The sequence below is a fragment of the Sphingomonas sp. ATCC 31555 genome (assembly GCF_000282895.1).
In the GTDB taxonomy this organism is placed as follows: Bacteria; Pseudomonadota; Alphaproteobacteria; order Sphingomonadales; family Sphingomonadaceae; genus Sphingomonas.
Genome location: NZ_ALBQ01000005.1, coordinates 58,030 through 83,559 on the forward strand (window position 1 = coordinate 58,030; position 25,530 = coordinate 83,559).

Below are 25,530 nucleotides of genomic sequence, written 5' to 3' on the forward strand. Positions count from 1 at the left end.
GGCTGCGCTACATAGAATGGTTTGAACGGGGACTGCATGGACATCCAAGGCTCGATGGGCGCGCGCATGGCGTCGGGAACGATCATGCTCATCGTTTCTCGCCTGTCCGCGCGCTGCTTCGACCTGGCGATGCTGATTCTCTTCGCCCGGCTGCTGCTGCCGCGCGATTTCGGCACCGTGGCGATCGCACTGACGATCGTGCAGATCGTGGAGGCCGTGCTCGATCTGCCGGTCGCGCAGGTTATCGTCCGCAGCAGCGATCCGAGCCGCGACCTGATCGACACGGCGTTCACGATTAGCCTTTTGCGCGGTCTTGCGCTGATGTTCGTGTTGGCCGCGCTCGCCTGGCCGATCGCGCTGCTCTATGGCGAACCCTCGCTGGTGCCGATCGTGTGCGCGCTGGGCCTTGCACCGGCGATGCGGGGGATGATGAGCCCGGGGCTGGCGCTCTACGCCCGGTCCATCGATTTCCGGCGCGACATGCTGGTGGAAATGGTGGGCAAAGTCGCCAGCCTCATCGCCGGATCGATTGCGGCGTTTCTGCTGCGCGACTATCGGGCGATCGTGGTCAGCACCGTGATGACTCCGCTCGCGATGATGGTGACGTCCTTTCTCGTCGCGCCGCATCGGGTGCGGTTGACGCTGCGGCACGGCAAGCAATTCTACGGCTTTCTCGGCTGGTTCACTGCCTCGCAAGTGGTATCGGCGCTGAACTGGCGATCAAGCCGTCTGGTGCTCGGCATGTTCGTGCCGAGCAACGTGCTGGGATCGTTCACGCTGGCCGGCGATCTGGCGGCGGTGCCCGAGCAGGCCCTGATCCAGACGATGGTTCGGCCGCTGGTAGCGGCGTTTTCGCGCGTGCAGGACGACGCCAAGCGCCTCCGCGCGCTGTATTGCAACAGCGTGGCGACGACGCTGGCCGTCAGCCTGCCGGTAATGTTGGCCGTCGCCGTTTTCGCCGATCCGCTCGTCCTGCTGCTGCTGGGCTCGAAATGGCATGCCACGCCGCCGATCGTCAGTTGGCTGGCACTGGCCGCGTGCCTCGCCGCGACGACCGCGACCTATATTCCGCTTTGCGTGGCCTTGGGACGCGCGAATCAGCTTTTCCGGCTGAACCTGATCCAGATGCTGGTGCTGCTGCCAGCCTTGCTGCTGGCGACGCCGCCCTGGGGCGTCGCTGGCGCGATCGCTGCCCAGTTCCTTACCTTCGGCGTGGGAGCGGTGGTGGTCGTGTTTCGGGTGCGCGCGGTGATCGGTGCCAGCATCGTTCAACAGGCGCGCGGAACCGTGCGCGTGGTGGCCGGCGCAATCGTCTATGCGCTGTTCCTGCTGCTGGCCAAGCGCGCTCTGCACGGCGTGTCGCCCGCGATGCTGCTGGCAGTCCTGCCGGCCGTGGGAGCGGCAGCGCTCGGCCTGTTCTGGGCAACGACCTTCGCGGTGTGGGCCGTAATGGGCCGGCCGGATGGGCTGGAACGCTTCGTGCTGCGCCAGACGACGCTGATTCTGGAGCGCCTGCGCGGCCGATGGGTCCGCGCGCGCGCCTGAAGCGTATCAAGGTCAGCTGGCCGGAAGGCGGCCGCGCCGCTCGCTGCCGCCCGCGGGCGCAACTCGCGGCCGCTGGGGTACTGCCGCCGCCGCGCCGCGCCGGGCCCAGAGCTGTAGCGGCAGCGCGGTAAGCATCGCGAAGGTCAGGGCAAGTGCCGGGCCGAAATCGGGCGTGGTGCCTGCGAGGATGATCGGCACGGCGAGCGTGATCATCGCCCGCTTGGCCCCGCGGGCCATCAGCCATTCGGGCGAGCCGTCCACGGGGAACGTCGCCAGCAGCCGCGAAAGAATGAAGCCGAGCAGCAGCAATCCGCCAATGATGCCGGTGCTGGAGACGACCGATACCGCCCAGTTGGACGCGCGCGTTCCGCCGAGGCCGACGCCGAAGCCGTAGCTATGGGCGAGCGCTTCGAGGCTGGTCGCGCTCCAGCTGGAGCGCTCTTCGAAGGAGCCGCTCTGCGTCTTCTTGAGTACCATCTCGTCAAAGATCGCGAACACCTCGTCGGTCAGCGGCGCGCCGGCGATGAACACCAGCGCGAGGAGGGAGGCTGCGCCGGCGGCGATCCAGGCTTCGAACAGCAATCCCCCCCGCCGCCTTGCAAAGCCCGTGCTGGTGAGACGGCCGACATAATCCGCCGCGGCAATGCCCAGGGCGGCGATTAGCCCGACGATCGCCGAGGAGGAGGTGGAGAGGCACGCGAAGACGAACAGACCCGCGAGGATGCCGGTCTGCACGGGGGCGGTCCAGGCCGGCAGCAGGGTTGCAGGACGGACGAAATAGATCAGGCCGAGAAAGCTGACCGTCGTAGCGCCGAACACCGACGCTTCGGCACCGAAGCCGACAACGCGGCGGGTGCCCGCGGCCACGGAGTCGGCCAGATAGGTATAGTCTGCCGTCCGCACCACCTCGAGCGCTGAAGTATTCGCCAGCGCCATGTCGATCATGCCGGAAAATACCGCCATCGCCCCGCCGATCAGCAGCCCTTCCGCCACATGGCGCCGCCCGGCCTCGGTGAGCAGGATGCAGTGGAAAGCAAGCACGAGCATGAAGGATGCGAGCAGATAGATGGATTGCGACAGGTGCGCCGATTCATAGGCAAGCGGCACGACGACGGGCTGGTTCATGCCCAGCACCGGAATGCCCGGGAAAAGGCTGGGCGCCAGCGCGGTGACCACCAGGGCGACAACCATGAACGTCGTCAGCAGCGCCATCTGATTGGGGTTGAACAGCGCATCCCACAACATGCTCGATCGCGGCACGGCCAAAATCGCTTTCACAACGATCAGCGGGATGATCATCGACGTGCAGAGAAGCGACAGCGAGGCCGTCAGCTCTGCCGGGACGACGGCGAAGGAGGAAAAGGACAGGGAAATGAAGAAGAACCAGATGCAGTAGCGCATCGGGAGGAAGGCGATGACGGCGTAAATTGCCCAGAAAACCGCAATGGCGATCATGTAAAACCGTTCCCCCGACGCGATGTCGGCCCGTTCCCGCCCAGGGCCCACACCATCCCGATACGTTAAACGCAAGTAACGACACGCGCCCATAAGGTGCCTGTCTTGCGTACGAAGATCAGCTGCCGGCGGCAAGGGCCGGCAGCGATCCTTCGGCAATCGTCAGGGTCCGGCCGCCGATCCACGCCTGGCCGGTATCCGCCTCGAATTCGACCCGAACGCGCCCGTCGCGGCCGATCGCCGTCCCCTGAGCAGCGACATAGCCGTGGGTGACGCGGCCGGTTTCGAACAGCCATTGCGCCACCGCGGCGTTGAAGCTGCCGGTAATGGGGTCTTCCACGATCCCGCCGAACGCATCGCTGAACAGCGTACGGATTTCCCAATCCACGGCGCCGCCCTGCGGATGCGGGCCGACCAGCCCGATCTCGATGCGCTCGGCATGGTATCGCACCGGGTCCACCGCGAGCACAGCTTCGGCAGAATCGAGCAGCACCGCGATCCAGCCCGGGCCGTTATCCGCCCAGACGCAATCGACGATCGCCGCTGGATCCAGCCGCAACAGCGCCGCGACCTCGGCCCGCGTCTCGGCCGCCACGGGCCCGGTGCGCAGCCGCGGCGGCGCCGCGAAGGCAAGCAACTCGCCCGTGCGACGGATCGGCACTTCGCCTAGGCCGCATTGCTGGACGATGGTGTCGCCACCGGCAGGAACGCCGCCCGCCGCCAACCAGGCGTGGCAGGCGCCAAGCGTGGGGTGGCCGGCAAAGGGCAGTTCGCGATCCAGCGTGAAGATGCGCACGCGATAATCGGCGCCCGGCACGGTCGGTGGCAACAGGAACGCCGTTTCGCTGAGGTTGAACCAGCGGGTGATCGCCTGCATCGCCATTGTATCGAGCGCCTCGCCCCCAAACACGACGGCCAAGGGATTGCCGGTGAACGGCCCATTGTGAAAGACGTCGACCATCGCAAACCCGTGATCCATGCGGAATCTCCCCTGCCGCCAATGCGGCCGCGGAGCGGTCTTAGCGATTCTGTCGCGCGCTGAAAACGACGGGCACCATTGTCGAAATAAGCGCCGACGACATATTTTGATTAACCTGTATCATGTTAATTTCCAACGTATTTTACAGGTTATCCGTGGAACGCGCTGCTTGGTGCGTGGGTTGTCTAAGGCGGCATTAACAGGGAAGCTGTCCTTGACCACTCATGCATCCGTCCACCATCGCAGCAGTTTTTCACTGATCTGCTTTTCGCACCTCCGCTGGAACTTCGTTTTTCAGCGCCCCCAGCATCTGATGACGCGTCTCGCACGCAACATGGACGTGTTGTTCTGGGAAGAGCCCGTTGAGGACGAGGGGCCTACGCCGTGGCTGGAACTGCGCGATGACGCGTCCGGCGTGACGGTGGCGGTACCGCATCTTCCAATGACGATGCATGCCGAGGATCGGGTCGCTGCGCTGCGGGTACTGCTCGACGATCACGTCGCCGGCCAGGAAGGCCGGTTGCTGCGCTGGTACTATACGCCGATGATGCTGCCCTTTTCGCGGCATCTGGATAAGGCCTGCACCGTCTATGACTGCATGGACGAGTTGAAGAACTTCCGCTTCGCCCCGCCCGAACTGATGCCGCTGGAGCAGGAGCTGTTCGGGCTGGCTGACCTTGTCTTCACCGGCGGGTACAGCCTCTACGAAGCGAAGCGGGAAAGCCACGCATCGGTGCACGCGTTCCCGTCGAGCGTAGACACGGCGCATTTCGCGCAGGGTCGGGCGTTGATGCAGGATGCGCCCGATCAGGCCGGGCTGCCACGCCCCCGGCTGGGCTTCTATGGCGTGATCGACGAGCGGATGGATCTGGAGTTGATCGCCGCGATCGCCGATGCGCGGCCGGACTGGACGATCGTCATGGTCGGCCCGGTGGTGAAGATCGACTTGGCCGAACTGCCGCAGCGGGCAAACGTCGCCTGGCTGGGATCGAAGAGCTATGCCGAGTTGCCGGCCTATGCGGGTGGCTGGGACATTGCGCTGATGCCGTTCGCGATCAATGAGGCGACGCGCTTCATCAGCCCGACCAAAACGCCGGAATATCTGGCGGCCGGCTTGCCCGTGGTCTCCACGCCGATCGTCGACGTCATCCGCCATTACGGCGACGTCGCCGGCGTATATGTTGCGGACGGCGCGGCGGCTTTCCTCGATGCCTGCGAGCAGGCGCTCGCCCTTCGCGGTAGCGGGGATGTCTGGCGCGTCGAGGCGGATGCGCTGCTGGCAGAGCAGAGCTGGGACCAAGTTGCGGCGCGGATGCTGAGGCTGATCCTGCAGGTCGCCGAGCCCGACCAGCCGCTCCTCAAGCCCGTTCGCAGCGAGCATTACGACTATCTGGTGGTAGGCGCCGGTTTCGCTGGATCGGTGATGGCCGAGCGGCTCGCCGCCGATGCTGGCAAGCGCGTGCTGGTGATCGACAAGCGGCCGCACATCGCTGGCAACGCCTTTGATCATCAGGATCAGGCCGGCATCCTGATCCACCAATATGGTCCGCATATCTTCCATACCAACAGCGCCGACATCTTCGACTATCTCTCGCGGTTCACCGCGTGGCGGCCTTATGAGCATCGCGTGCTGGCGGAAGTGCGCGGGCAGCTGGTGCCGATCCCGATCAACCGGACGACGTTGAACAAGCTGTTTGGCCTGTCACTCGAAACCGAGGAGGAAGCGGCGGAGTTCCTTGCCGCGCGCGCCGAGCCGGTGACCGTGATCCGCAGTTCGGAGGACGTGGTGATCTCGGCTGTTGGCCGCGAGCTCTACGAGACCTTTTTCCGCGGCTATACGCGCAAGCAATGGGGGATCGACCCGTCCGAACTCGACAAGAGCGTCACGGCGCGGGTGCCCACCCGAACGAATACCGACGATCGCTACTTCACGGATCGCTTCCAGGCGATGCCGCGCGACGGCTTCACGGCGATGTTCGCGAAGATGCTCGATCATCCGAATATCGATCTCGAACTCGGCGTGACGTTCGAGGAAGCCAAGCGTCGGTTCAACTTCGACCAGATCGTCTATACCGGGCCAATCGACGAATATTTCGACTTCCGCTTCGGCAAGCTGCCCTATCGGTCGCTGCGCTTCGAGCATGTCCATGAGGACCGCGAATGGGCGCAGCCGGTAGCGGTGGTGAATTATCCCGACGAGGCGGTGCCCTATACCCGGGTGACCGAGTATAAACACCTGACCGGACAGCAGGCGCCGAACACCAGCCTGACCTACGAATATCCGAGCGCGGAAGGGGACCCCTATTACCCCATTCCCCGCCCGGAAAATCAGGCGCTGTTCAAGCAATATGAGGCGCTGGCCGAGGCGACCAAGGGCGTGTTGTTCGTCGGCCGGCTCGCGACCTATCGCTACTACAACATGGACCAGGTCGTCGGGCAGGCGCTCGCCACTTATCGCCGCCACATTGCGGAGGAGCGTGAGGTGGAGACGGTGAACGCAGCCGCGCTGGCGGAGTAGGTGGCCCGCCACCCCCTCCCGCAACCGGGAGGGGGCGCAGGCTAGGCAGCTTTCGCTTCGCCTTCCGGCGCAGCGGGAACATCCTTGCCGGCCTCGACTTCGATCAGCGGCCAGTGCGGCGTCTTGTCGTCGAGCGCGCGGAGCAAGCGGAGGAATTCGACCTCGGTATCGTCATACGGGACGCCGCCGACGTCAAAGATGTCATGGAACCACTTGTCCTTGAGCCCTGCGAGATTCGGGTTTTCCCACGCCGCCCAAGGCAGGTGCGTCTGCGTCTTGCCGCGTACCAAGCCCCAGCAGAAGGCGCCGACATGCTTTTCGCGCGCGACCGGCAGGATCGCCTCGAATGTGCTACCCGCCGGGCGCGCCATGAATTCGGTGCACCAGATCGGCCGGTTGAACACGCTGAGCCACTCAATGCGCTGGGCGAAATCCTCGGCCGTGCCGTAATTGTGGAACGAGATCACGTCCGACAGGCCGGTCTGGGCCTGCTGCAGCGGCGTGAGCAGATCGGGCGACGACCAGTCGCCGAGCCAGATTCCGCTGGTGAGCGGCTGCACGGGACGCATGCTGCGTGCCCAGCCGAAGGCGTCGACCAGCACCGGCAGGACCAGATCCGCCTTCGCGTTCAACTCGCCCGCGTCGCAAAGCGACACTTCCGGGCCGTTGTCCGGCTCGTTCCAGATGTCCCAGGCGAGAACTCGGCGATCGGTGCGGAACCGGCCGACGACACCCTTGATGTAGGATTCGAGCCGCGGATGCTGGCTGGGATCGCGCAGCGCGGGGATGCCGGGCGACTGCACCCAGCCCGAGTTGTGCACGCCGGGCTTCGGTGCAGGCTGTGGCCCCAGCACGGGATCGGGATGCCAGCACGAGTCGAACAGCACCAGCATCACCCGAATGCCAAACGAATCCGCAACTGCCAGCATGGTATCGATGCGATCCAGAAAGCCTTCGGGATCCTCGGCCCAGAGCAGATCGTGGAGATAGACGCGCACCGCATTCATGCCGACGTCCGCCGCCAGGGCCATCTCCGTGCGAATGGCTTCGATATCGAACGTATCGGCTTGCCACATTTCGAGTTGGTTGATCGCATTCGAAGGCGTGAAGTTGCAGCCCATCACCCAGGGCTGGCGTACGAACCATGCCTTGGCTTCGATTTCCGTCCAGCGCGCCACCATCGTTCCAAACTCCGCAACCGGCTTTGCCGGGATCTGCCTGTAACCTTCGCTAACCATGTTGTTTTTATAGGCGCAGAAGTGAATTGCGGATGTACCCGCTACGCGCTTCGCCGGAGGTTTTTTGCGTCCTTTTGCGACGAGCGGAGCGGCCTTGCTGATCCAGGTTTATCTTTCGGCCGGGTTCGGGCCGGACCTCAACGTTCGTGCAGCCATTGAGGACGTCCATGCCACCACTCGAATTATGGGGCGGTGCCGAGTGCACCGTGAATCGCGTCGGCGATCGATATCGCGATCAGTCGATTGAAACCGGGCATCATGATAGGCCCGGCGATATCGATCGCATCGCGGCGCTTGGTGTGCGCGCCCTGCGCTTTCCGGTGCTGTGGGAGCGGGTGTGCCCGGAAGATCCCGCCCAATGCGACTGGACGTGGAGCGACGAGCGGCTTGCGCGGCTGCGCGAACTGGATGTGCGGCCGATCGCCGGGTTGGTGCATCACGGTAGCGGGCCGCGGCGCACGAACCTGCTCGATCCCGATTTCGGCAGGAAGCTGGGCGACTATGCCGCGCGCGTGGCCGAACGCTATCCCTGGATCGCGGACTGGACGCCCGTGAACGAGCCGCTGACCACGGCGCGGTTCGCCGCGCTATATGGCCATTGGTATCCGCATGCGCGTGATGAAGGCAGCTTTTGGCGAGCATTGGTGCATCAGGTCGAAGGCGTGCTGCACGCGATGGCCGCCGTGCGGGCGGTGCGCCCCGATGCCCGGCTGATACAGACCGACGATCTCGGCAAGACCTATGGCACGCCGAGGACTCAGGGGCAGGTCGCCTTTGACAATCACCGCCGCTGGATGGGCTGGGATCTGCTCTGCGGTCGCGTGGTGCCGGGCCACGCGATGTGGGACCGGCTTGCCGAATTCGGGCTGCAGGGGAAGCTGGAAGCGATCGCGGCGGCGCCGTGTCCGCCCGATCTGATCGGGATCAACCATTATCTGACCAGCGACCGCTTCCTGGACGAGCATGTCGCCGCCTATCCGCCTGAAATGCGCGGGGGCAATGGCAGCGTCGTCTATGTCGACACCGAGGCGGTGCGAGTGCTTAATCCCGCACCTGACGGACTAGCCACGGCACTGGCCGAAGCATGGGAACGCTTTCGCATCCCGATCGCGATCACCGAAGTGCATAATGGCTGCACGCGCGAGGAGCAGATGCGCTGGATGCGCGATGCCTGGGACGATGCCGAGGCGGCGCGGGCGGTGGGCATCGACGTGTGCGCGGTGACGGCCTGGTCGCTGTTCGGCGCTTCGGGCTGGAACACGCTGCTCACCGGTCCCGGCGTGTATGAGCCGGGCGTGTTTGACCTGCGCGGCGGCGATGGCCCTCGGCCCACCGCGATGGTGCCGCTGTTACAGGCGCTGGCAACGGGTGAGCGCGCGACGGCGCCGGCGCTGACGGGCGAGGGCTGGTGGCGGCGCGACCTGCGCGTCACCCATCGCAGCCATCCGCACCCGGTACCGGCGGAGCGGGCACGGCGCATGACGGAGGAAGCCCGCCCGCTGCTGATCGCCGGCGCCACCGGCACGCTGGGCCAGGCGCTGGCGCGGGTTTGCGCCTTGCGAGGCCTTGCCCACATCCTCACCGATCGCGCGATGCTGGACCTGCACGATGGCGAGTCCATCGCGCGGGCGCTCCAGCGCCATCGGCCCTGGGCGGTGATCAACGCCGCCGGCTGGGTGCGCGTGGATGAGGCGGAGGACGCGGAAGCTGCCTGCTTCGCCGCGAACTGCGTCGGCGCGGCCGAACTCGCCATTGCCTGCGCCGAGCGCGGCATCGCGACGGTGAGCTTCTCCAGCGACCTTGTGTTCGACGGCATGCTGGAACGCCCCTATACGGAGCGCGATCCCTGCACGCCGCTGGGCGCCTATGGCCGCAGCAAGGCGGCGATGGAGGCGGCGATCGGCGCGCTGACAGGGCAGCATCTGATCGTGCGGACGGCCGCGTTCTTCTCGCCGTGGGACCAGCACAACTTCGCCGTCCATGCGGTGGAGGCGCTGGCGGCGGGGCGGCGCTTTGCGGCGGCGTCGGATCAGATCGTCTCGCCGACATATGTGCCGCAGCTGTGCCACGCCGTGCTCGACGAACTGATCGACGGAACGGGCGGAGTGCTCCACCTGGCCAACCAGAGCGCGGTCAGCTGGGCGGATTTTGCCGCTGCGGTAGCGGAGGTCTGCGGACTACCGACCGGTCTGATCGACGCCGTACCTGGCCGCGCGCTGGGCTGGAAAGCAGCGCGACCGCGTTACGTCCCGCTCGCCAGCCCTCGCATGCCAACCTTCGCAGCCGCGCTACAAGCTTTTGCAAACGCACCCGAAGTGCGGGAACGGATCGCGCGGGCAGACCGGCAGGCGGCGGCGCTGCAATCGGCCTGAGTGTCCACCTCCGGTACAGTCCCTCTTGCGCTGGGCTGTCGGAGCGCCGATGTTGTGGCGGGCAATAAACAACCACGAGATCATCCCACATGCATCCGCTTTCCGGTCAGATGACCATCGATCCCGTTACCGGCGCACTCGTTCCCATCGTTATCGAACAGTCGAGCCGCGGCGAGCGCAGCTTCGACATTTATTCGCGCCTGCTGCGGGAGCGGATCGTGTTCGTGACCGGCCAGGTTGAAGACCATATGGCCTCGCTGATCACCGCCCAGCTGCTGTTCCTCGAATCGGAAAATCCGAAGAAGGACATCTGGATGTACATCAACTCGCCGGGCGGCGTCGTCACGGCGGGTATGGCGATCCACGACACGATGCAGTATATCCGTCCGCGCGTCGGCACGGTGTGCATCGGCCAGGCGGCGTCGATGGGGTCGTTCCTGCTGGCGTCGGGCGAGCCGGGCCTGCGCGTGGCGCTGACCAACGCCCGCATCATGCTGCACCAGCCTTCGGGGGGTGCGCAGGGCATGGCGTCGGACATCGAGATCCAGGCGAAGGAAATTCTCCGGATCCGCGCGCGTATGAACGCGCTGTATTCGAAGTATACCGGCCAGCCGATCGAGAAGATCGAAACGACGATGGATCGCGACTCGTTCTTCGAAGCCGAGGAGGCCAAGGCCTTCGGGATCGTGGACGAGGTGTACGAGAAGCGGCCGGTGCCGACCGAGGATGCGGCAGCGGGTAATTAAGACTATTAGACTATCCTCGGCCGCCTGACGGTTCCCGGTGCATGGAACGTCGGGCGGGCGGGGCGATTATGGATTGCCGGAACTTCGCCTGCGTGTAGGATGGCAGGCGAGCGTAGCGCGCCCGAGGCGCGAAGGATGGATTGAATGACCAAGCTCAGCGGCGGTGACTCGAAGAGCACGCTCTATTGCTCCTTCTGCGGCAAGAGCCAGCACGAGGTGCGCAAGCTCATCGCCGGCCCGACCGTGTTCATCTGCGATGAGTGCGTCGAGCTGTGCAACGACATCATCCGCGAGGAAACCAAGTCCTCGCTGGTGTCGAAGAAGGACGGGGGCGTCCCCACGCCGCAGGAAATCTGCGACGTGCTCGACGATTACGTCATCGGCCAGAAGAAGGCGAAGCGCGTCCTCTCGGTCGCGGTGCACAACCACTACAAGCGGCTGAACCACGGCGCCAAGGGTGCCGATGTCGAGCTCGCCAAGTCGAACATTCTGCTCGTCGGCCCCACCGGCTGCGGCAAGACGCTGCTGGCGCAGACGCTGGCGCGCATCCTCGACGTACCGTTCACCATGGCCGATGCCACCACGCTCACCGAGGCCGGCTATGTCGGCGAGGACGTGGAGAACATCATCCTCAAGCTGTTGCAGGCTTCCGACTACAATGTTGAGCGGGCGCAGCGCGGCATCGTGTACATCGACGAGATCGACAAGATCAGCCGCAAGGCCGAGAACCCGTCGATCACCCGCGACGTGTCGGGTGAAGGCGTGCAGCAGGCGCTGCTCAAGCTGATGGAAGGCACGACCGCGAGCGTTCCGCCGCAGGGCGGCCGCAAGCACCCGCAGCAGGAATTCCTGCAGGTGGACACGACCAACATCCTGTTCATCTGCGGCGGTGCCTTCTCGGGCCTCGAGAAAATCATCGGTGATCGCCTGCAGGGCAAGTCCATCGGCTTCGGCGCGCATGTCGCAGCCCCCGACGAGCGCCGCACCGGCGAACTGCTTCGCCAGACCGAGCCGGAGGATCTGCTCAAGTTCGGCCTGATCCCCGAGTTCGTCGGCCGTCTGCCGGTGATCGCGACGCTGGAAGACCTCGACGTCGAGGCGCTGATCAAGATCCTGACCGAGCCGAAGAACGCCCTGGTCAAGCAGTATCAGAAGCTGTTCGACATGGAGGCGGTCAAGCTCGGCTTCACCGACGACGCGCTCACCGCCGTCTCGAAGAAGGCGATCGAGCGCAAGACCGGCGCACGCGGCCTCCGCTCGATCCTCGAAGGCATCCTGCTCGACACGATGTTCGACCTGCCCAGCATGGACGGCGTCGACGAAGTTGTGGTCGACAAGGACGTGATCGAGGGTCGCAAGGAACCGGTGCGGATCTATGCCAAGAAGGAGAAGGCCGGCAGCGCCGCCTGAACCTGTCCGATCGACGGTAAAATCGGAGACGCGGTAGCAATTGCTGCCGCGTCTCTTTTTTGTCGATTGATCGGCGATGGCCGCCGGCAGTTCAGTTTGCGGGGGTGGCGGCGGGCGTTTCTGCCGGGGCAGGCGCATCAAGCGGTTCCGGCCATCGCAGCCCGTGCAGCAGATCGGCGAAGGCCCGGCTGAAATCGCTATCGCGCGCCCAGCTGGCGCGGGCGGCAACAAGCCAGGCATTGCCCGCCGGGCAGAACAGGTAGCTTTCCGACGTCAGCGGCTGTTCTTTACCATCGAGCTGGCCGGTAAGCGCAAAGCGTGCATGATAACCGACGTCGGCGGTGCGGCCGGAGGGTGAGGGCCAGCGGCCGCTCTGCGTGATCTGCACGTCGCCATAAGACTGGACCACGCTTTTTTCCATTTCCTGGAAACTGGCGGCGCAGCTCCGCTCGGGCGTGGCTGGGTATAGGTACAGCGTCACGAACGCTATCTGGCCGCCCTGGCGTACCGCATATCCGGCGCTGACATCGTTTCCGGCATCGTCATATTCGTGGATGCGCGTCCGCATTGCGGTACCCAAACGATCGGGGAATACCAGCCCGGTCGGGCCGTGCGTCCAGGGACCCTCGATTTGCAAATCGCGCTGGGCCGATGCAGGGCAGGCGATGCAGGCCAGTCCGGCGCCCGCTGCTGCCAACCAGAGTTGCTTCATGCCTCTGCCTCGTTCGCTTCGCCGTGCATCCTTGTGCGCAGGGTCGCAGAGCCGTGGTGCGAATGCAATGTCGAGCAGGCCCGCCGCGGTCAAAACAGCTTGGGAATGAAGCGCTTCACCCGCGCAGCATAGCGTTCATAGCCATGACCAAAGCGCTCTCGCAGCAGCCGCTCCTCGGCGCTGACGCGCAGCCAGGTGCCGTAGCAGAAGAAGGGAAAGCCGACCAGAAACCCGCGCCAATGGCCGAAAGCGATGGCAAAAGCGAGTAAGGCTGCGAATAGGCCGGCATAGATGGGATGCCGGATCGTGGCGAACGGCCCCCAGGTGACCAGATCATGGTCCCCCCGGGTGCGGGCAGCGAAGCTCCAGTTGTTCTGCAACGCGAACGCGGCGGTCGCGAACAGGCCGATGCAGAAGCCCATCAGGATCGCCACCGCTACCGCCTGGCCCAGCGACGCCGCCGAACCGGCCTGGAGCGTCGGCTTGACCGGACCCAGAGCGACCAGCACGAAACCGATGGCTTGCAACAGCATTCCGCGCCTGGATGGCACATGCGCCGAGGCAGCGGCGCGCGATCCGCCGGCCCGATGCACCCGCCATTGGACGAAGGCGACGGCACCCACAAACAGCAGGAGACCGACCAACAGCGCCGCCAGCCCTGGCGTCCCCACCGGTACCGGGCCGACGATGCCGGTTAACGCTGACTCGCCCATTGTTGATATGCCTCCACGGAATCCGAGCGCCGAAGCACATGTGCGTTGGGGTCGAGAATGATATGCGCGCCGGCCGGAACGGTGAGCGTTTCCGCACCGCCCGCCATCGTCGCGCGGCGGGGTTGGCCGTCTACCGTGAAGTCGACGGGCATCGGGAAGAGCCGGTCCTGCGGCGTCTTCCAGCGCAGCCGCAGCTGATCGCCGCTGCGTTCTACCTGCAGGTCCGGCAGGGCCGCCTGATAGAGGTATGCATCAAAGAACCAGCCCAGATCGCGTCCAGTCACCTGCTGGACGATGGTGATGAACTCCGCTGTCGTCGCGAAGCGCGGCTTGAAGTTTCCGGGTCGTGGATCGGGTCTGCCATAGACGAGCCGACGCGTGGCTTCGAAAAACTGTGCATCACCGATCAGGTAGCGCAGCGTATGCAGTACCCAAGCACCCTTGTAGTAGATATCTTGCCCTGGGCCGCCCTTGGCTTCTTCGTAGACGTCTTCCTCGGTGCGGATCTTGCCGGACACGATCGGCGCCTTATTGCGAATGGCGAGACGGAACTGGTCCATCATTACGGCATAGCGAGCATCGCCTTCGCGCCACTGGGCGTATAGGGGCTGCATGTATTGGGTAAAGCCTTCGTGAAGCCAAAAGTCATCCCAGTTGGCAACCGTCATCTGGTTGCCGAACCATTCATGGCCCAGTTCGTGCTGGAAAATCTCGTCGAAACCCGAGGGTGTCTTGCGATAGTTGTTGCCATAGGCGTTGATCGTCTGGTGTTCCATGCCGAGGTGCGGCGTCTCGACCACGCCCAGCTTTTCGTCGGTCCAGGGATAGGGGCCGATCATCTGTTCGTAGAAATCCACCGTCGGCGCGAACTCGGCGAACAGCGCCTTGGCCTTCGCTTCCCGGCTTGGCAGGTACCAGTAGATGAGCGGGAAGCTGTTGCCGAAGCGGCTGCGATAGTCCGTCCGCAGCTCCTGATAGGGCCCGATGTTGAGGGCGATGTCGTACGGGTTGGGGCTGCGGGCGCGCCAGTGCCAGGTGGTGCGGCCGTCCGCCAGCGTGTCTACACGGAGGAGCTTGCCGTTCGACGGCGCCTTCAGGCCCGCTGGCACGGTTATGTGCAGATCGACCAGATCCGGTTCGCCGCGGGGGAAATCGAGGCACGGCCAGAAAAGATCGCAGCCATAGCCCTGCGCCGTCGTCGCCACCCAGGGCTGTTTGTCGCCCGGCGTGGTCGACCAGACCAGCCCGTCGTCCCACGGCGCGCGCACGGCGACATGCGGGGTACCGCCATAAGCGATCGCGGCGGTGACGATATCCCCTGCTTTGACCGGGCGGGGAAGGGCGATGCGCAGACGACCGTCTGGGTTGCTCCAGCGATCCCGCTTCAGCACGGTGCCGTCGATGCGGATCGAACTGACCGGCAGATTGCGGTCCAGATCGATCAGCAGTTGGGTGAGCGGCGCGCTGGTCCGCAACTTGAGCGTCGCAGTGCCGAGAATGCTGTGGCTGGCCGGCTGCACCTCGATCGCAAGATCGACATGGTCGAGATGCAGCGCGGCGCGATCGGCTGCGATCGGGCCGCCCGATTCTTGCGTTATCGCGGTGATCGGCGGGTTGCCACGGGTCTGTCCCTGCGCAGGCAGCAGCGGGGCGGCAAGGCCGGCGGCCAAAAGGCTCCAGATCAACGCGTTCCGCACCTCAGGCTCCGTTCCTTGGCAAATTTTTGGAAGAATGCGACCAGGCGATGCTTACGATGACAAGATGTTGCGGCGCAACGCGAATGTTTCGCTGCCGTGCCGGGGAAGGGCGTTCGGAAGCGTGTTGCGCCCGGTTTCCGTCGCGCACGATTGATGCGGCGGCGCTTCGTCCCATATAAAGAGGAACAAGGAGCCCCGATGGGGCGGACCCGGAGTTTTCATGAAGCAGTCTTACCCCGTCCTGCCGCTTCGCGACATCGTCGTTTTCCCGCACATGATCGTGCCGCTGTTCGTCGGCCGCGATAAGTCGGTGGCGGCGCTGGAAGCGGCGATGGCCGACGACAAGGAGATCTTCCTCGTCGCGCAGCTCGATCCCGCTGAGGATGATCCCGGCCGCGAGGATCTCTATGACACCGGCGTTTCGGCCGAAGTGCTGCAACTGCTGAAACTGCCCGACGGCACGGTGCGCGTGCTGGTCGCCGGCAAGCAGCGCGGCAGCCTGTCCTCGATCGAGGAAGCCAACGGCTATCTCACCGCGCATGTCGCGCCGGTGGCCGAGGATGACACGACGTTGGAGGCGGCGAGCGCCGAGCTGAAGGCGCTGATGCGCTCGGTCGTCGAGCAGTTCGAGAATTATGCCAAGCTCAACCGCAAGCTGCCGGCCGAAACCGCAGTGCAGTTGGGCGAGCTGGACGATCCCTCGCGTCTGGCCGATGCCGTAGCCGCCAACATCGCCGTGAAGGTCGCCGACAAGCAGTCGCTGCTGGTGGAGAACGATCCCCAGAAGCGCCTGGAAATGGTGTTCGCCTTTATGGAGGGCGAGCTGGGTGTGCTGCAGGTGGAGAAGAAGATCCGCAGCCGCGTGAAGCGGCAGATGGAGAAGACCCAGCGCGAATATTACCTCAACGAACAGCTCAAGGCGATCCAGCGCGAGCTGGGTAACGAGGGCGAGGACGGCGAGGGCGATGAAGTCGCCGAGCTGACGCAGAAGATCGCCACGCTCAAGCTTTCGAAGGAGGCCCGCGCCAAGGCGCAGGGCGAACTGAAGAAGCTCAAGACGATGGCGCCGATGTCAGCTGAGGCGACCGTGGTGCGCAACTATCTCGACGTGCTGCTGGGCCTTCCCTGGGGCAAGAAGTCCAAGCTGAAAAAGGACATCGCCGAGGCGCAGGGCGTGCTCGACCAGGATCACTATGCCCTGGAGAAGGTGAAGGACCGGATTGTCGAATATCTCGCGGTCCAGGCACGCACCAACAAGCTGAAGGGGCCGATCCTGTGCCTCGTCGGCCCGCCGGGCGTGGGCAAGACCAGCCTGGGCAAGTCGATTGCCAAGGCGACCGGCCGCGAGTTCATCCGCCAGTCGCTGGGCGGCGTTCGCGACGAGGCCGAGATCCGCGGCCACCGTCGTACGTACATCGGCTCGCTGCCGGGCAAGGTTGTGTCGAACCTGAAAAAGGCCGGCACCTCGAACCCGCTGTTCCTGCTCGACGAAATCGACAAGCTGGGCCAGGATTTCCGCGGCGATCCCGCCTCGGCGCTCCTTGAGGTGCTGGATCCGGAGCAGAACAGCAAGTTCAACGACCATTATCTGGAGATCGACATCGATCTTTCGGACGTGATGTTCGTGTGCACGGCCAACTCGCTCAACCTGCCCCAGCCGCTGCTCGACCGCATGGAGATCATCCGGCTCGAGGGCTACACCGAGGACGAGAAGGTCGAGATCGCCGAGCGGCACCTGATCGCCAAGCAGATCGACGCGCACGGCCTGAAGGACGGGGAGTTCGTCCTTACCAACGCGGGCCTGCGCGACCTGATCCGCTACTACACCCGCGAGGCCGGCGTGCGCACGCTGGAGCGCGAGATCGCCAAGCTCGCCCGCAAGAGCCTGCGCAAGATCCTCGAGGGCAAGGAGACCCAGGTCACCATCACGCCCGAAAATCTCGCGGACTATGCCGGCGTTCGGAAATACCGCTTCGGCGTGGGCGAGGAGGAGCACCAGATCGGTGCGGTCACCGGCCTTGCCTGGACCGAAGTGGGCGGCGAGCTGCTGACCATCGAGAGCGTCACCGTGCCTGGCAAGGGCGCGATCAAGACGACCGGCAAGCTGGGCGACGTGATGAAGGAATCGGTGGAAGCCGCGTTCAGCTTTGTCCGCGCGCGCAGCCCGAGCTACGGCATCAAGCCGAGCCTGTTCGCGCGGAAGGACATCCACGTCCACCTGCCCGAAGGCGCGGTGCCGAAGGACGGTCCGTCGGCGGGCATCGGCCTGGTCACTTCGATCGTCTCGACGCTCACCGGTGTATCGGTGCGCAAGGACGTGGCGATGACCGGCGAAGTGACTCTGCGTGGCCGTGTGCTGCCGATCGGTGGCCTGAAGGAAAAGCTGCTCGCGGCGCTGCGCGGCGGCATCAAGATGGTGCTGATCCCGACCGAGAACGAGAAGGACCTGGCGGAGATTCCCGCGAACATTCGTGAGGGTCTGGAGATCGTGCCGGTTGCGCATGTCGACGAAGTGCTACGGTTGGCGCTGACCGAACCGCTCACCGCAATCGACTGGTCGGACGCGGACGAACTCGCTACGCAGCCGCCCGCAGGCGTACCCGCGATCGGAGACGCACTGCATCATTGACAAAACGCAACATTTCTGACGCAATTCCGTCCGAAAGGTTTTGACTCCGGCGGCTGCGCTGTGCTGACTCGCAAGCTGGCGCAGCCGCCGCGACTCATTGCATCATTCATCGTTTTCAACGCGATATTACGCACAGAATCAGGGGGTTTGCACCAGCATGAACAAGCAAGAGCTGATCGGTCAGGTCGCCGATGTTTCGGGACTGGCCAAGGGCGATGCCGTTAAAGCTGTCGAAGCGGTTTTCGATGTGATCGCCGGCGCGCTCAAGAAGGGTGACGAAGTCCGCCTTGTTGGGTTCGGCACGTTTTCGGTCAGCAAGCGCAAGGCTTCCACGGGTCGCAACCCGCGCACGGGCGAGGAAATGACGATCAAGGCGTCCAACCAGCCGAAGTTCAAGCCTGGCAAGGTTCTGAAGGATTCGGTGAACTGAACAGCCGGCGGCAAAATTCATCCTCGCCATCCGACGGGGCTGGACAGCGCCGCATCTGGGCTCTAAAGGCCCGCTTCCCGTTTCGGCCATCGGGTTTCTACCCCGGCCAATGGGCGCGTAGCTCAGTGGTAGAGCACTGTGTTCACACCGCAGGGGTCGCTGGTTCAATCCCAGCCGCGCCCACCATATAGAGAGCCCGCCGGCAGCGATGCCGGCGGGCTTTTTCCTATTGGACCGCCGTCCGCGCGCGAAGCGCGACGAGCGGAAACGATGTCATAAATCTGTTATTGGCACGTCACTCAAACGTCTTTCGAACCGCATATCAGCGTCATCCGAGCCCGCTAGGGGCTCGCTCGGGCGCAAAAGGGGCATTGAACATCACCGCCGCGCGCCCGCTCTGAAACGATTCCACGGGAGATATTGCGCGATGGCGAGCTTCAAGCGCTACGGCCTCATGTTCATGACGACAGCCGCCACTGCGGCCCTCTCCGCCTGCAACGGCGCGGACAACGTAGCGTCGCCGGGCGCGGGCAGTGTCGTCATCGTCACCCCGACCCCCACGCCGACGCCGACGCCCACCCCGACGCCGACTGCCAACATCACGGCAGCCCAGTTCGCGGCGCAGACCACCGTCAACGGCATCACCATCACGTCGGATGAGCAGCTCACGCTGGTGAACGGCGGCAGCAACAATAATGTCAATGGCACCAGCGCCAACATCAGCGGCCTGTTCCCGGCGACGGCGACTTCGCTGACCACGGCGACCGATCCCTCGTCGCTGGGCAGCTTCTTCACCAGCACCAACTATGTCGGTGCGCTGAATGGCCCGACCGACACCGCGTTCCAGCAGTGGACCTGCAACTCGACCAGCGGGAACTTCGGTGGCACCGGCGCAGCCTGCACCGCCGTTCCCGCCATCGGCACCGGCGGTTCGACCGCAGCCTGCCCGGCCGGCACGACCGATGACGGCCTGGTCGCCACGTTCCGCGCGTGCCGCCTGCCGACCACGATCACGACCGATCTGTCGCTGCCGAAGATTGCCGGCGTCTTCTATCGCCTGCGCGGCCAGACGGAAGTCGGCACGGATCTGGGTGCAACGGGCGCGGCGGGCGTGACGCTCACCATCGCCGCCGGCGTGGTGATCGCCGCGGATTCGAGCGAGGCGACCAACGACCTGCTGCTCGTCAACCGCGGTTCGAAGATCCAGGCAGTGGGTACGCGCGACGCGCCGATCGTCTTCACCTCGCAGCAGAACCTGACCAGCAACGGCGTGAGCGATGCCACCCAGGGCCAGTGGGGCGGCATCATCCTGCTCGGCCGTGCGCGCACCGCAGTTTGCGCCACCGGCACCGGCGGCAGCAACCCCACGCCGTGCCAGCAGGCGATCGAAGGCGTGACCGGGCGCTTCTATGGCGGCACGAACGATGCCGACAATAGTGGCCAGATGTCCTATGTGCAGATCCGCTTTTCCGGCATCGCCATCTCCGACGGCAACGAACTGCAGGGCCTGACGCTGGGCGGCGTGGGTTCGGCCACCGTGCTCGATCATATCCAGAGCCACAACTCGGCCGACGATGGCATCGAGATCTTCGGCGGCGCATCGAACATCAAGTATATCGCGGTGACCGGCGCGGACGATGACGGCTTCGACGTCGACAATGGCTGGCGCGGGTTCATGCAGTTCATGATCGCTTCGCAGAAGGTTTCGGGCGCGACGGCGGACTCGTTCTCGACCGAGATCGACTCCAACAACGCCGAAGATCTGCTGCCGCGCACCTGGGGCCGCTACGCCAACTTCACCTTCCTCCAGACGGCGAATGCGCCGGCGGCGATCCGCCTGCGCGGTGGTGCGGACATGACCTTCATCAACGGCATCGTGAAGACGGTGTCGGGCGTCGCCTGCGTCAACCATGTCGCCGGCGAGACGAGCGCGACCGATCGTTCGACCATCCGTGCGAAGAACGACGCGCTGCAGGATCAGGGTCCGCCGGTGTTCACCTCGGTCTTCTTCGCCTGCAACGGCCGCTAAGGCCGCAGATCGAAGCGAACCCTTGCCGGGGTGGTGGCAGCCACCACCCCGGCATGCACTTACTTCTGACTGGATGACACGGCCATGCAGCGACGCCACGCCTATGCCACGCTTCTTCTTCTGACGTCCCAGCTCGTGCCCGCGGCCGCGCTTGCCCAGAGCACCGGCACGCCGGCGCCCGCACCGAGCACCGTCAGCCCTGCAACCACGGATGCGCCCCAGGCGCAGGACGCGCAGCAGGAGGTGGAGGTTTCCGCACCTGGGTTCGACTCCTCGGTCCCGCAGGATATCGTCGTTACCGGCCGTTTCATCCCCAACGTTGTCCGCTCGACGCCGCAGATCGTGTCGGTGCTGTCGACCGAAGATATCGCGCGTACCGGCGAAGGCGATATCGCCGGCGCGCTGAGCCGCGTGACCGGCCTCAGCGTCGTGGGCGGCGGCTTCGTCTATGTCCGCGGCCTGGGCGATCGTTATTCCTCGTCGCTGCTGAACGGTTCGCCGCTGCCCAGCCCGGAGCCGCTGCGCCGTTCGGTGCCGCTCGACATCTTCCCCACCACGATCGTCGGTTCGGCGCTGGTCCAGAAGACCTATTCGGTCAATTATCCGGGCGAGTTCGGCGGCGGTGTCATCAATCTCACCACCACGGCGATCCCGAAAAAGGATTTCCTGCATTTCGGCGGATCGCTTGCGGCCGACGACATGACCACCAGCGAACTGGGCTACACCTATTTCGGCGGCAAGACCGACTGGCTGGGCTTCGACGACGGTACCCGCCGGGTCCCCGACTTCATCCGCAACGCGACCACCGGATCGGGTATCATCCCTGCCGAACAGGTGCTGCAGCTTTCGAATGCTTCGACCACGCTGCTGCAGAGCAATGCCCAGCTCCCGGCCAACTGGTCGGCGGAGATCAGCGGCGGTGGTGCGCTCGACATCGGTTCCGATCAGATCGGCTTGGTTGCCTCGGTGGGGTACAGCAACACCTGGCGCACGCGCCTCATCACCCAGCAGGACAGCGTCAACACCAACGGCGACCTGCGCAACGATTTCCGCACGCTGCTGACCGATAACCGGATCGTCGGCAACGCGCTGCTCGGCCTTGGCTATTCGTTCGGCGAGAACACCGTGCGGCTCACCAACGTCTATATCCGCGACGTGCTGAAGCAGGCCCGCGGTTCGGCGGCCGAAGTGTACAACAACGCCAGCGGCCTGCGCTTCCAGCAGAACACCAACTGGTTCCAGCGCGAGCTGTTCGAAACGCAGCTGGTCGGCGAGTTCCGCCCGTTCACCGGCGTGAAGCTCGACGTTCGCGGCGCCTATGCCAACTCCAAGCGCAACGCGCCCTATGAGCGCCAGTTCGACTATCTCTGCTCGAACCGCACCACCACCGGCCAGCCGATCACCTATGACGGCGGCAACGGTGCGACCGGCTTCCAGTGCGACGGCGCCTATCAGGTGACGCAGCGCTTCACGCCGTTCGCGTCGATCATCTTCTCCGACCTGAACGAAAACCTGTGGACCGGCCAGGCGGACCTTTCCTATGCGTTGCCCGACGCGATCCCGCTCACGCTTTCCAGCGGCTATTATTTCTCGGACACGCAGCGCTTTTCGCAGCGGCTTCAGTTCAACTATCAGACGAGCGTCGGCGGCGGCACCGCGCCGGGCTATCCGTACAACCTGCTGCGGCCGGACTATCTGCTGAGCCCGGATGTGGTGAACAACGCCTGCCCGCAGGTCGGCACGGGTGCGTGCACCATCCAGTTGCAGTTCAGCACGCCGCTGGGCGCCTATGCCTATGATGCGGGTCTGCGCATCCATGCCGGCTATCTGCAGGCCGAAACCGATGCGATCGAAGGCGTGCGTGCGGTTGCCGGCGTTCGCTACGAAACGGCGAAGGAGTTCGTCACGCCCGTCAACACGACGACCACGCGACTCGACAACGACTATTGGCTGCCGGCGCTGACGCTGACCTGGAACTTCGCCCCGGACATGCAGCTGCGCGGCAGCTACTCCAAAACCATCTCGCGCCCGCAGTTCCGCGAGCTGGCGCCGCAGCAGTTCCGCGATCCGGAATCGGATCGCCTGTTCTTCGGCAATCCGTTGCTGCAGGATTCGAAGCTCGACAATTTCGAGGCGCGTTACGAATGGTTCTTCGCGCGCGAACAGCGGTTCACGGCGGCCGGCTTCTACAAGCGGATCCTGAACCCGATCGAGCAGGTGGGCTTCTACACCGGTTCGGACGATCGCCTGCAGACCGGCTTCACCAATCTGCCCAAGGCGACGCTGTATGGCGGCGAAGTCGAAGTGCAGAAGTATATCCCGCTGCGCGGGCTGAACAGCGCCTTCTTCGCAACGCGCCGCATCACCGCGATCGCGAACTACACCTACACCCATTCGGAGATCACGGCCGACGACGGCTGCGTGCCGAACGTGCTCAATCAGACGATCGGCACGTGCGCCGCCGGGTTCGGCCCGGCTTCGCTGCAGTTCCGCGATGGCGCGCCGCTGACCGGCCAGTCCGACCACCTGGTCAATCTGCAGCTCAGCCTGGAGGACACGACGCGGCTTTCGCAGCTGACCTTCCTGTTCAACTATGCCAGCGACCGCGTGACCAACCGTGGTCCGTCGAACCTGTCGGGTACGGGCTTCCAGCCCGACGTGGTGGAGCGACCCGGCATCCAGTTCGACATCGTCGCCCGTCAGGGGTTCGAGATCGGCGGCGCGGCGTTCGAACTGAAGCTGGAGGGCCGGAACCTTACGCGGACGCGGTTCAACGAGCGTCAGACGTTCGAGAACGGCAACGTCGTCTACACCAACCGCTATATCCGCGGACGGGTGGTCAGCGTGGGCCTTAGCACCACCTTCTGATCGCGGCGCGATGCACCACGCAAAACACCCCGGAAGTGGAGACTTCCGGGGTGTTTTCGTATCTGCCGCCGATCAGCCCCAGGGGCGTTGGCGGAACCACTGGGTGATGACGTATTTGGTGCCGGCACGCACCTTCATCGCGTGGTGGATGGTCGCCGGATTCACCGTGCCGTCGGGCCGCAGATTGTTCCAGGCGAGCAGCTTGCCGGTTTCGGGCTGGACGGTCTTGTCGATCGCCTTGAACCGCGTAGCGCCGCCGGCCTCCACTTCGTTCAGATACAGCATTACCGTCCAGGTGCGCTGGCCCGCGATGCTGCAATATTGATCAAAGTCTGCGGTGTTCGGCTCGAAATAATCGGTGTGCGCCTTGAACTCCTGCCCGATTTCGTAGCGCTGACCCTGCATCGGCTCGCCATGATCCGGGTGCAGTCCGGTGAGAGCGACGATGCGCTGCTTCAGCGTGGAGACCAGCGGATCCTCCGCCGGCAGATCGCAGGTTTCGCTGGTACGGAAAGCATAGTCGCTGCCGGCATTGGCCAGCGTCGAGGGGCGACGATCGCGGTCGATCCGATCGATCAGCTGTCGGCAATGGTCAGCTTCCAGAAAGTTGCGCAGCACAAACAACGTCAATTTTGGGCTGGGAACGCGCTGAATGCCAGGGTGGCGCTGCAGGCGCTCGACGATGGGCTCGGAAGGGTGGCCGCTGCCCAGAGTAGCGGGGAGGGGGACGTCTGACTGCATGCCGCGCTTCTGCCAAATCCGACCCGGCGGTGCCAGCGTGCCGCGGAACTGTCACAAAAAAGACGCGCCACGGAAATGGCGCTTTCCTAGCGCGGTCCGGCGGCGGGGCAGGGGACGGTGCAGGTGACGATCGAGATGGACAAGGCACGCGCGGGCGGCGCGGGGCGGCCGCATACCGAGGATCAGGCTGTCGCGCGGCTGCTGGAGCAACTGCTCGACGAGGCGATGCGGCTCGATGCCTCGCATCTGCATTGCGACCCCGGCGAGGAACACGCGGAACTGGCGTTTCGTACCGGCGGGCTGCTGCATCCCTATCGCCAGCTTTCCACCGAACAGGCCCGCCTGCTGGTCGAGCGGGTGACGCAGGAGGCGGACATGGGCGCTCCAGGACAGTCGCCGACCCAGGGGGGTCTGCCCTGGCGAGGGCAGGCCTTGGAAGTGTCGCTGCTGCCGGTGCTGCATGGCCATCGCATGGTGCTGCGGCGGCCGCCGATGCAATCCGGCCATCGCGGGCTGGAGGCGCTGGGGATCGGCAGCGCGCTGGCGCAGGAGGTGCGGACCGCACTTGCCGATTCTGGCCTGATCCTGGTCGCTTCGCCTGCGAACAACGGCCGCGGTGCCACGCTCCATATGCTGGCCAGCATCGCCGCTAGCCGGACCCGGCCGCTGCTTGCCATCGCTCCCAATCCCGTGCCGCCGTCCGCCGGCGTAACCGTGATCGATTCGCGATGCGCCGCCGTCGCCGACTCGATCATCGCGGCGATTGTCCAGGACATCGATGTGCTGATGATCGATTCGATCGAGGATCGCGCCGTGGCAGCGGCGGCGATGGCGGCCGCGCAGGCGGGGCGTCTGGTGATCGCCGGCATCGAAGCGCCGAGCGCGGTGGCCGCCATCCAGCAGATGCGCAACTGGCGGATCGACGCGTTCCAGCTCGCCTCAACGATGAGCATGGTGCTGGCGCAGCGACTCGTGCAGCGGCTGTGCGGCACGTGCCGCGAGCCGGTCCAGGCCAGCGGTTCGGTATCGGCGCTGCTGGGGTTCGATCCCGGCGCGATCGTCTATGCCCCCGCGGGCTGCGGCGCTTGTAGCGGCACCGGGTTTTCGGGGCAGACGGCGGTATTCGAGGGAATTCGCGGCGACGCGACGATTCGGCGGCTGGTGAACGATGGTGGAGACGCGGCTATCCTGGCGCGCCATGCCTTCATCCAGATGCCCAATCTAGGGTCGGCTGCCCGCACCCTGGCAAGAACGGGCGTGACGACGCCGGAGGAAGCGGTTAGGATTTCGCGCGGATAAGGCGTGTAATGATCTTGCGCTCGGGCGCGGACCCGGCTAAGCGCGCACTCCTTCACGGCGACCATAGCTCAATCGGTTAGAGCGCTGGTTTGTGGTACCAGAGGTTGCGGGTTCAATTCCCGTTGGTCGCCCCATTTTCTCACAGCGCG

Annotated in this window: 17 protein-coding genes and 2 tRNA genes; 12 read left to right on the forward strand and 7 right to left on the reverse strand. The window is 64.9% G+C overall.

The window, feature by feature from the left end:
* Positions 1–36: 36 nt before the first annotated feature.
* Positions 37–1,545, forward strand: a complete 1,509-nt coding sequence (locus B215_RS19475) for an oligosaccharide flippase family protein (protein WP_019368052.1) — start codon at positions 37–39, stop codon at positions 1,543–1,545.
* A 12-nt stretch (positions 1,546–1,557) separates the two neighbouring features.
* On the opposite strand, the gene B215_RS0102495 is transcribed toward B215_RS19475, so the two are convergent.
* Together B215_RS0102495 and B215_RS0102500 are read right to left on the reverse strand one after the other, a co-directional pair.
* Positions 1,558–3,000, reverse strand: a complete 1,443-nt coding sequence (locus B215_RS0102495) for a hypothetical protein (protein WP_019368053.1) — start codon at positions 2,998–3,000, stop codon at positions 1,558–1,560.
* 118 nt (positions 3,001–3,118) lie between these two features.
* Entirely contained in the window at positions 3,119–3,979 is an 861-nt protein-coding gene (locus B215_RS0102500; RefSeq protein WP_019368054.1) for a PhzF family phenazine biosynthesis protein, read from the reverse strand.
* A gap of 313 nt (positions 3,980–4,292) precedes the next feature.
* Between B215_RS0102500 and glf the strand changes: the two genes are divergently transcribed.
* Positions 4,293–6,497: a UDP-galactopyranose mutase gene (gene glf / locus B215_RS0102505; RefSeq protein WP_019368055.1), complete on the forward strand. Its 2,205-nt coding sequence runs from the start codon at positions 4,293–4,295 to the stop codon at positions 6,495–6,497.
* A gap of 41 nt (positions 6,498–6,538) precedes the next feature.
* Here the strand turns inward: glf and B215_RS0102510 are convergent, their stop codons facing one another.
* Complete coding sequence (locus tag B215_RS0102510) at positions 6,539–7,678, reverse strand: cellulase family glycosylhydrolase (protein WP_019368056.1); 1,140 nt, start codon at positions 7,676–7,678, stop codon at positions 6,539–6,541.
* A 224-nt stretch (positions 7,679–7,902) separates the two neighbouring features.
* Between B215_RS0102510 and B215_RS0102515 the strand changes: the two genes are divergently transcribed.
* From B215_RS0102515 to clpX, 3 genes are all read left to right on the forward strand, one after another.
* A complete protein-coding gene (locus B215_RS0102515) occupies positions 7,903–10,107 on the forward strand; it encodes a family 1 glycosylhydrolase (protein ID WP_019368057.1) in 2,205 nt (734 codons plus the stop codon).
* A 110-nt stretch (positions 10,108–10,217) separates the two neighbouring features.
* Positions 10,218–10,853: an ATP-dependent Clp protease proteolytic subunit gene (locus tag B215_RS0102520; protein WP_019368058.1), complete on the forward strand. Its 636-nt coding sequence runs from the start codon at positions 10,218–10,220 to the stop codon at positions 10,851–10,853.
* A gap of 144 nt (positions 10,854–10,997) precedes the next feature.
* Positions 10,998–12,263: an ATP-dependent Clp protease ATP-binding subunit ClpX gene (gene clpX / locus B215_RS0102525; RefSeq protein WP_019368059.1), complete on the forward strand. Its 1,266-nt coding sequence runs from the start codon at positions 10,998–11,000 to the stop codon at positions 12,261–12,263.
* A gap of 91 nt (positions 12,264–12,354) precedes the next feature.
* Here the strand turns inward: clpX and B215_RS0102530 are convergent, their stop codons facing one another.
* From B215_RS0102530 to B215_RS22100, 3 genes are all read right to left on the reverse strand, one after another.
* A complete protein-coding gene (locus B215_RS0102530; RefSeq protein WP_019368060.1) occupies positions 12,355–12,975 on the reverse strand; it encodes a hypothetical protein in 621 nt (206 codons plus the stop codon).
* An 89-nt stretch (positions 12,976–13,064) separates the two neighbouring features.
* On the reverse strand, positions 13,065–13,688 hold the full coding sequence (locus B215_RS0102535; protein WP_019368061.1) for a methyltransferase family protein: 624 nt from the start codon (positions 13,686–13,688) through the stop codon (positions 13,065–13,067).
* The gene (locus tag B215_RS22100) at positions 13,670–14,527 is read right to left on the reverse strand and encodes a M1 family aminopeptidase (RefSeq protein WP_443209687.1); all 858 of its coding nucleotides are present in this window, start codon (positions 14,525–14,527) and stop codon (positions 13,670–13,672) included. Before B215_RS22100 ends, B215_RS0102535 begins: the two co-directional genes overlap by 19 nt.
* A gap of 1,078 nt (positions 14,528–15,605) precedes the next feature.
* Here B215_RS22100 and lon point away from each other — a divergent pair.
* From lon to B215_RS0102565, 5 genes are all read left to right on the forward strand, one after another.
* Positions 15,606–18,014: an endopeptidase La gene (gene lon, locus B215_RS0102545; RefSeq protein WP_019368063.1), complete on the forward strand. Its 2,409-nt coding sequence runs from the start codon at positions 15,606–15,608 to the stop codon at positions 18,012–18,014.
* A gap of 97 nt (positions 18,015–18,111) precedes the next feature.
* The gene (locus tag B215_RS0102550) at positions 18,112–18,444 is read left to right on the forward strand and encodes an HU family DNA-binding protein (protein ID WP_269083834.1); all 333 of its coding nucleotides are present in this window, start codon (positions 18,112–18,114) and stop codon (positions 18,442–18,444) included.
* Positions 18,445–18,555: 111 nt separating this feature from the next.
* Positions 18,556–18,630, forward strand: a tRNA-Val gene (locus tag B215_RS0102555).
* A gap of 241 nt (positions 18,631–18,871) precedes the next feature.
* On the forward strand, positions 18,872–20,473 hold the full coding sequence (locus tag B215_RS0102560) for a hypothetical protein (protein WP_019368065.1): 1,602 nt from the start codon (positions 18,872–18,874) through the stop codon (positions 20,471–20,473).
* Between the two features lie 84 nt (positions 20,474–20,557).
* On the forward strand, positions 20,558–23,341 hold the full coding sequence (locus B215_RS0102565) for a TonB-dependent receptor domain-containing protein (protein WP_019368066.1): 2,784 nt from the start codon (positions 20,558–20,560) through the stop codon (positions 23,339–23,341).
* A gap of 72 nt (positions 23,342–23,413) precedes the next feature.
* Here the strand turns inward: B215_RS0102565 and B215_RS0102570 are convergent, their stop codons facing one another.
* Entirely contained in the window at positions 23,414–24,082 is a 669-nt protein-coding gene (locus tag B215_RS0102570) for a prolyl hydroxylase family protein (protein ID WP_037512872.1), read from the reverse strand.
* A gap of 117 nt (positions 24,083–24,199) precedes the next feature.
* Here B215_RS0102570 and B215_RS0102575 point away from each other — a divergent pair, with 117 nt between their 5' ends.
* Both B215_RS0102575 and B215_RS0102580 read left to right on the forward strand, forming a co-directional pair.
* Complete coding sequence (locus B215_RS0102575; protein WP_019368068.1) at positions 24,200–25,381, forward strand: ATPase, T2SS/T4P/T4SS family; 1,182 nt, start codon at positions 24,200–24,202, stop codon at positions 25,379–25,381.
* Between the two features lie 57 nt (positions 25,382–25,438).
* Positions 25,439–25,515: transfer RNA gene (locus B215_RS0102580), tRNA-His, on the forward strand.
* Positions 25,516–25,530: the final 15 nt, after the last annotated feature.

Bases quoted from the DNA above. Each gene is read 5' to 3' on its own strand.
- B215_RS19475 (WP_019368052.1), top strand. From the start codon at position 37: ATGGACATCCAAGGCTCGATGGGCGCGCGCATGGCGTCGGGAACGATC.
- B215_RS0102495 (WP_019368053.1), bottom strand. From the start codon at position 3,000: ATGATCGCCATTGCGGTTTTCTGGGCAATTTACGCCGTCATCGCCTTC.
- B215_RS0102500 (WP_019368054.1), bottom strand. From the start codon at position 3,979: ATGGATCACGGGTTTGCGATGGTCGACGTCTTTCACAATGGGCCGTTC.
- glf (WP_019368055.1), top strand. From the start codon at position 4,293: ATGACGCGTCTCGCACGCAACATGGACGTGTTGTTCTGGGAAGAGCCC.
- B215_RS0102510 (WP_019368056.1), bottom strand. From the start codon at position 7,678: ATGGTGGCGCGCTGGACGGAAATCGAAGCCAAGGCATGGTTCGTACGC.
- B215_RS0102515 (WP_019368057.1), top strand. From the start codon at position 7,903: ATGCCACCACTCGAATTATGGGGCGGTGCCGAGTGCACCGTGAATCGC.
- B215_RS0102520 (WP_019368058.1), top strand. From the start codon at position 10,218: ATGACCATCGATCCCGTTACCGGCGCACTCGTTCCCATCGTTATCGAA.
- clpX (WP_019368059.1), top strand. From the start codon at position 10,998: ATGACCAAGCTCAGCGGCGGTGACTCGAAGAGCACGCTCTATTGCTCC.
- B215_RS0102530 (WP_019368060.1), bottom strand. From the start codon at position 12,975: ATGAAGCAACTCTGGTTGGCAGCAGCGGGCGCCGGACTGGCCTGCATC.
- B215_RS0102535 (WP_019368061.1), bottom strand. From the start codon at position 13,688: ATGGGCGAGTCAGCGTTAACCGGCATCGTCGGCCCGGTACCGGTGGGG.
- B215_RS22100 (WP_443209687.1), bottom strand. From the start codon at position 14,527: ATGATCGGCCCCTATCCCTGGACCGACGAAAAGCTGGGCGTGGTCGAG.
- lon (WP_019368063.1), top strand. From the start codon at position 15,606: ATGAAGCAGTCTTACCCCGTCCTGCCGCTTCGCGACATCGTCGTTTTC.
- B215_RS0102560 (WP_019368065.1), top strand. From the start codon at position 18,872: ATGGCGAGCTTCAAGCGCTACGGCCTCATGTTCATGACGACAGCCGCC.
- B215_RS0102565 (WP_019368066.1), top strand. From the start codon at position 20,558: ATGCAGCGACGCCACGCCTATGCCACGCTTCTTCTTCTGACGTCCCAG.
- B215_RS0102570 (WP_037512872.1), bottom strand. From the start codon at position 24,082: ATGCAGTCAGACGTCCCCCTCCCCGCTACTCTGGGCAGCGGCCACCCT.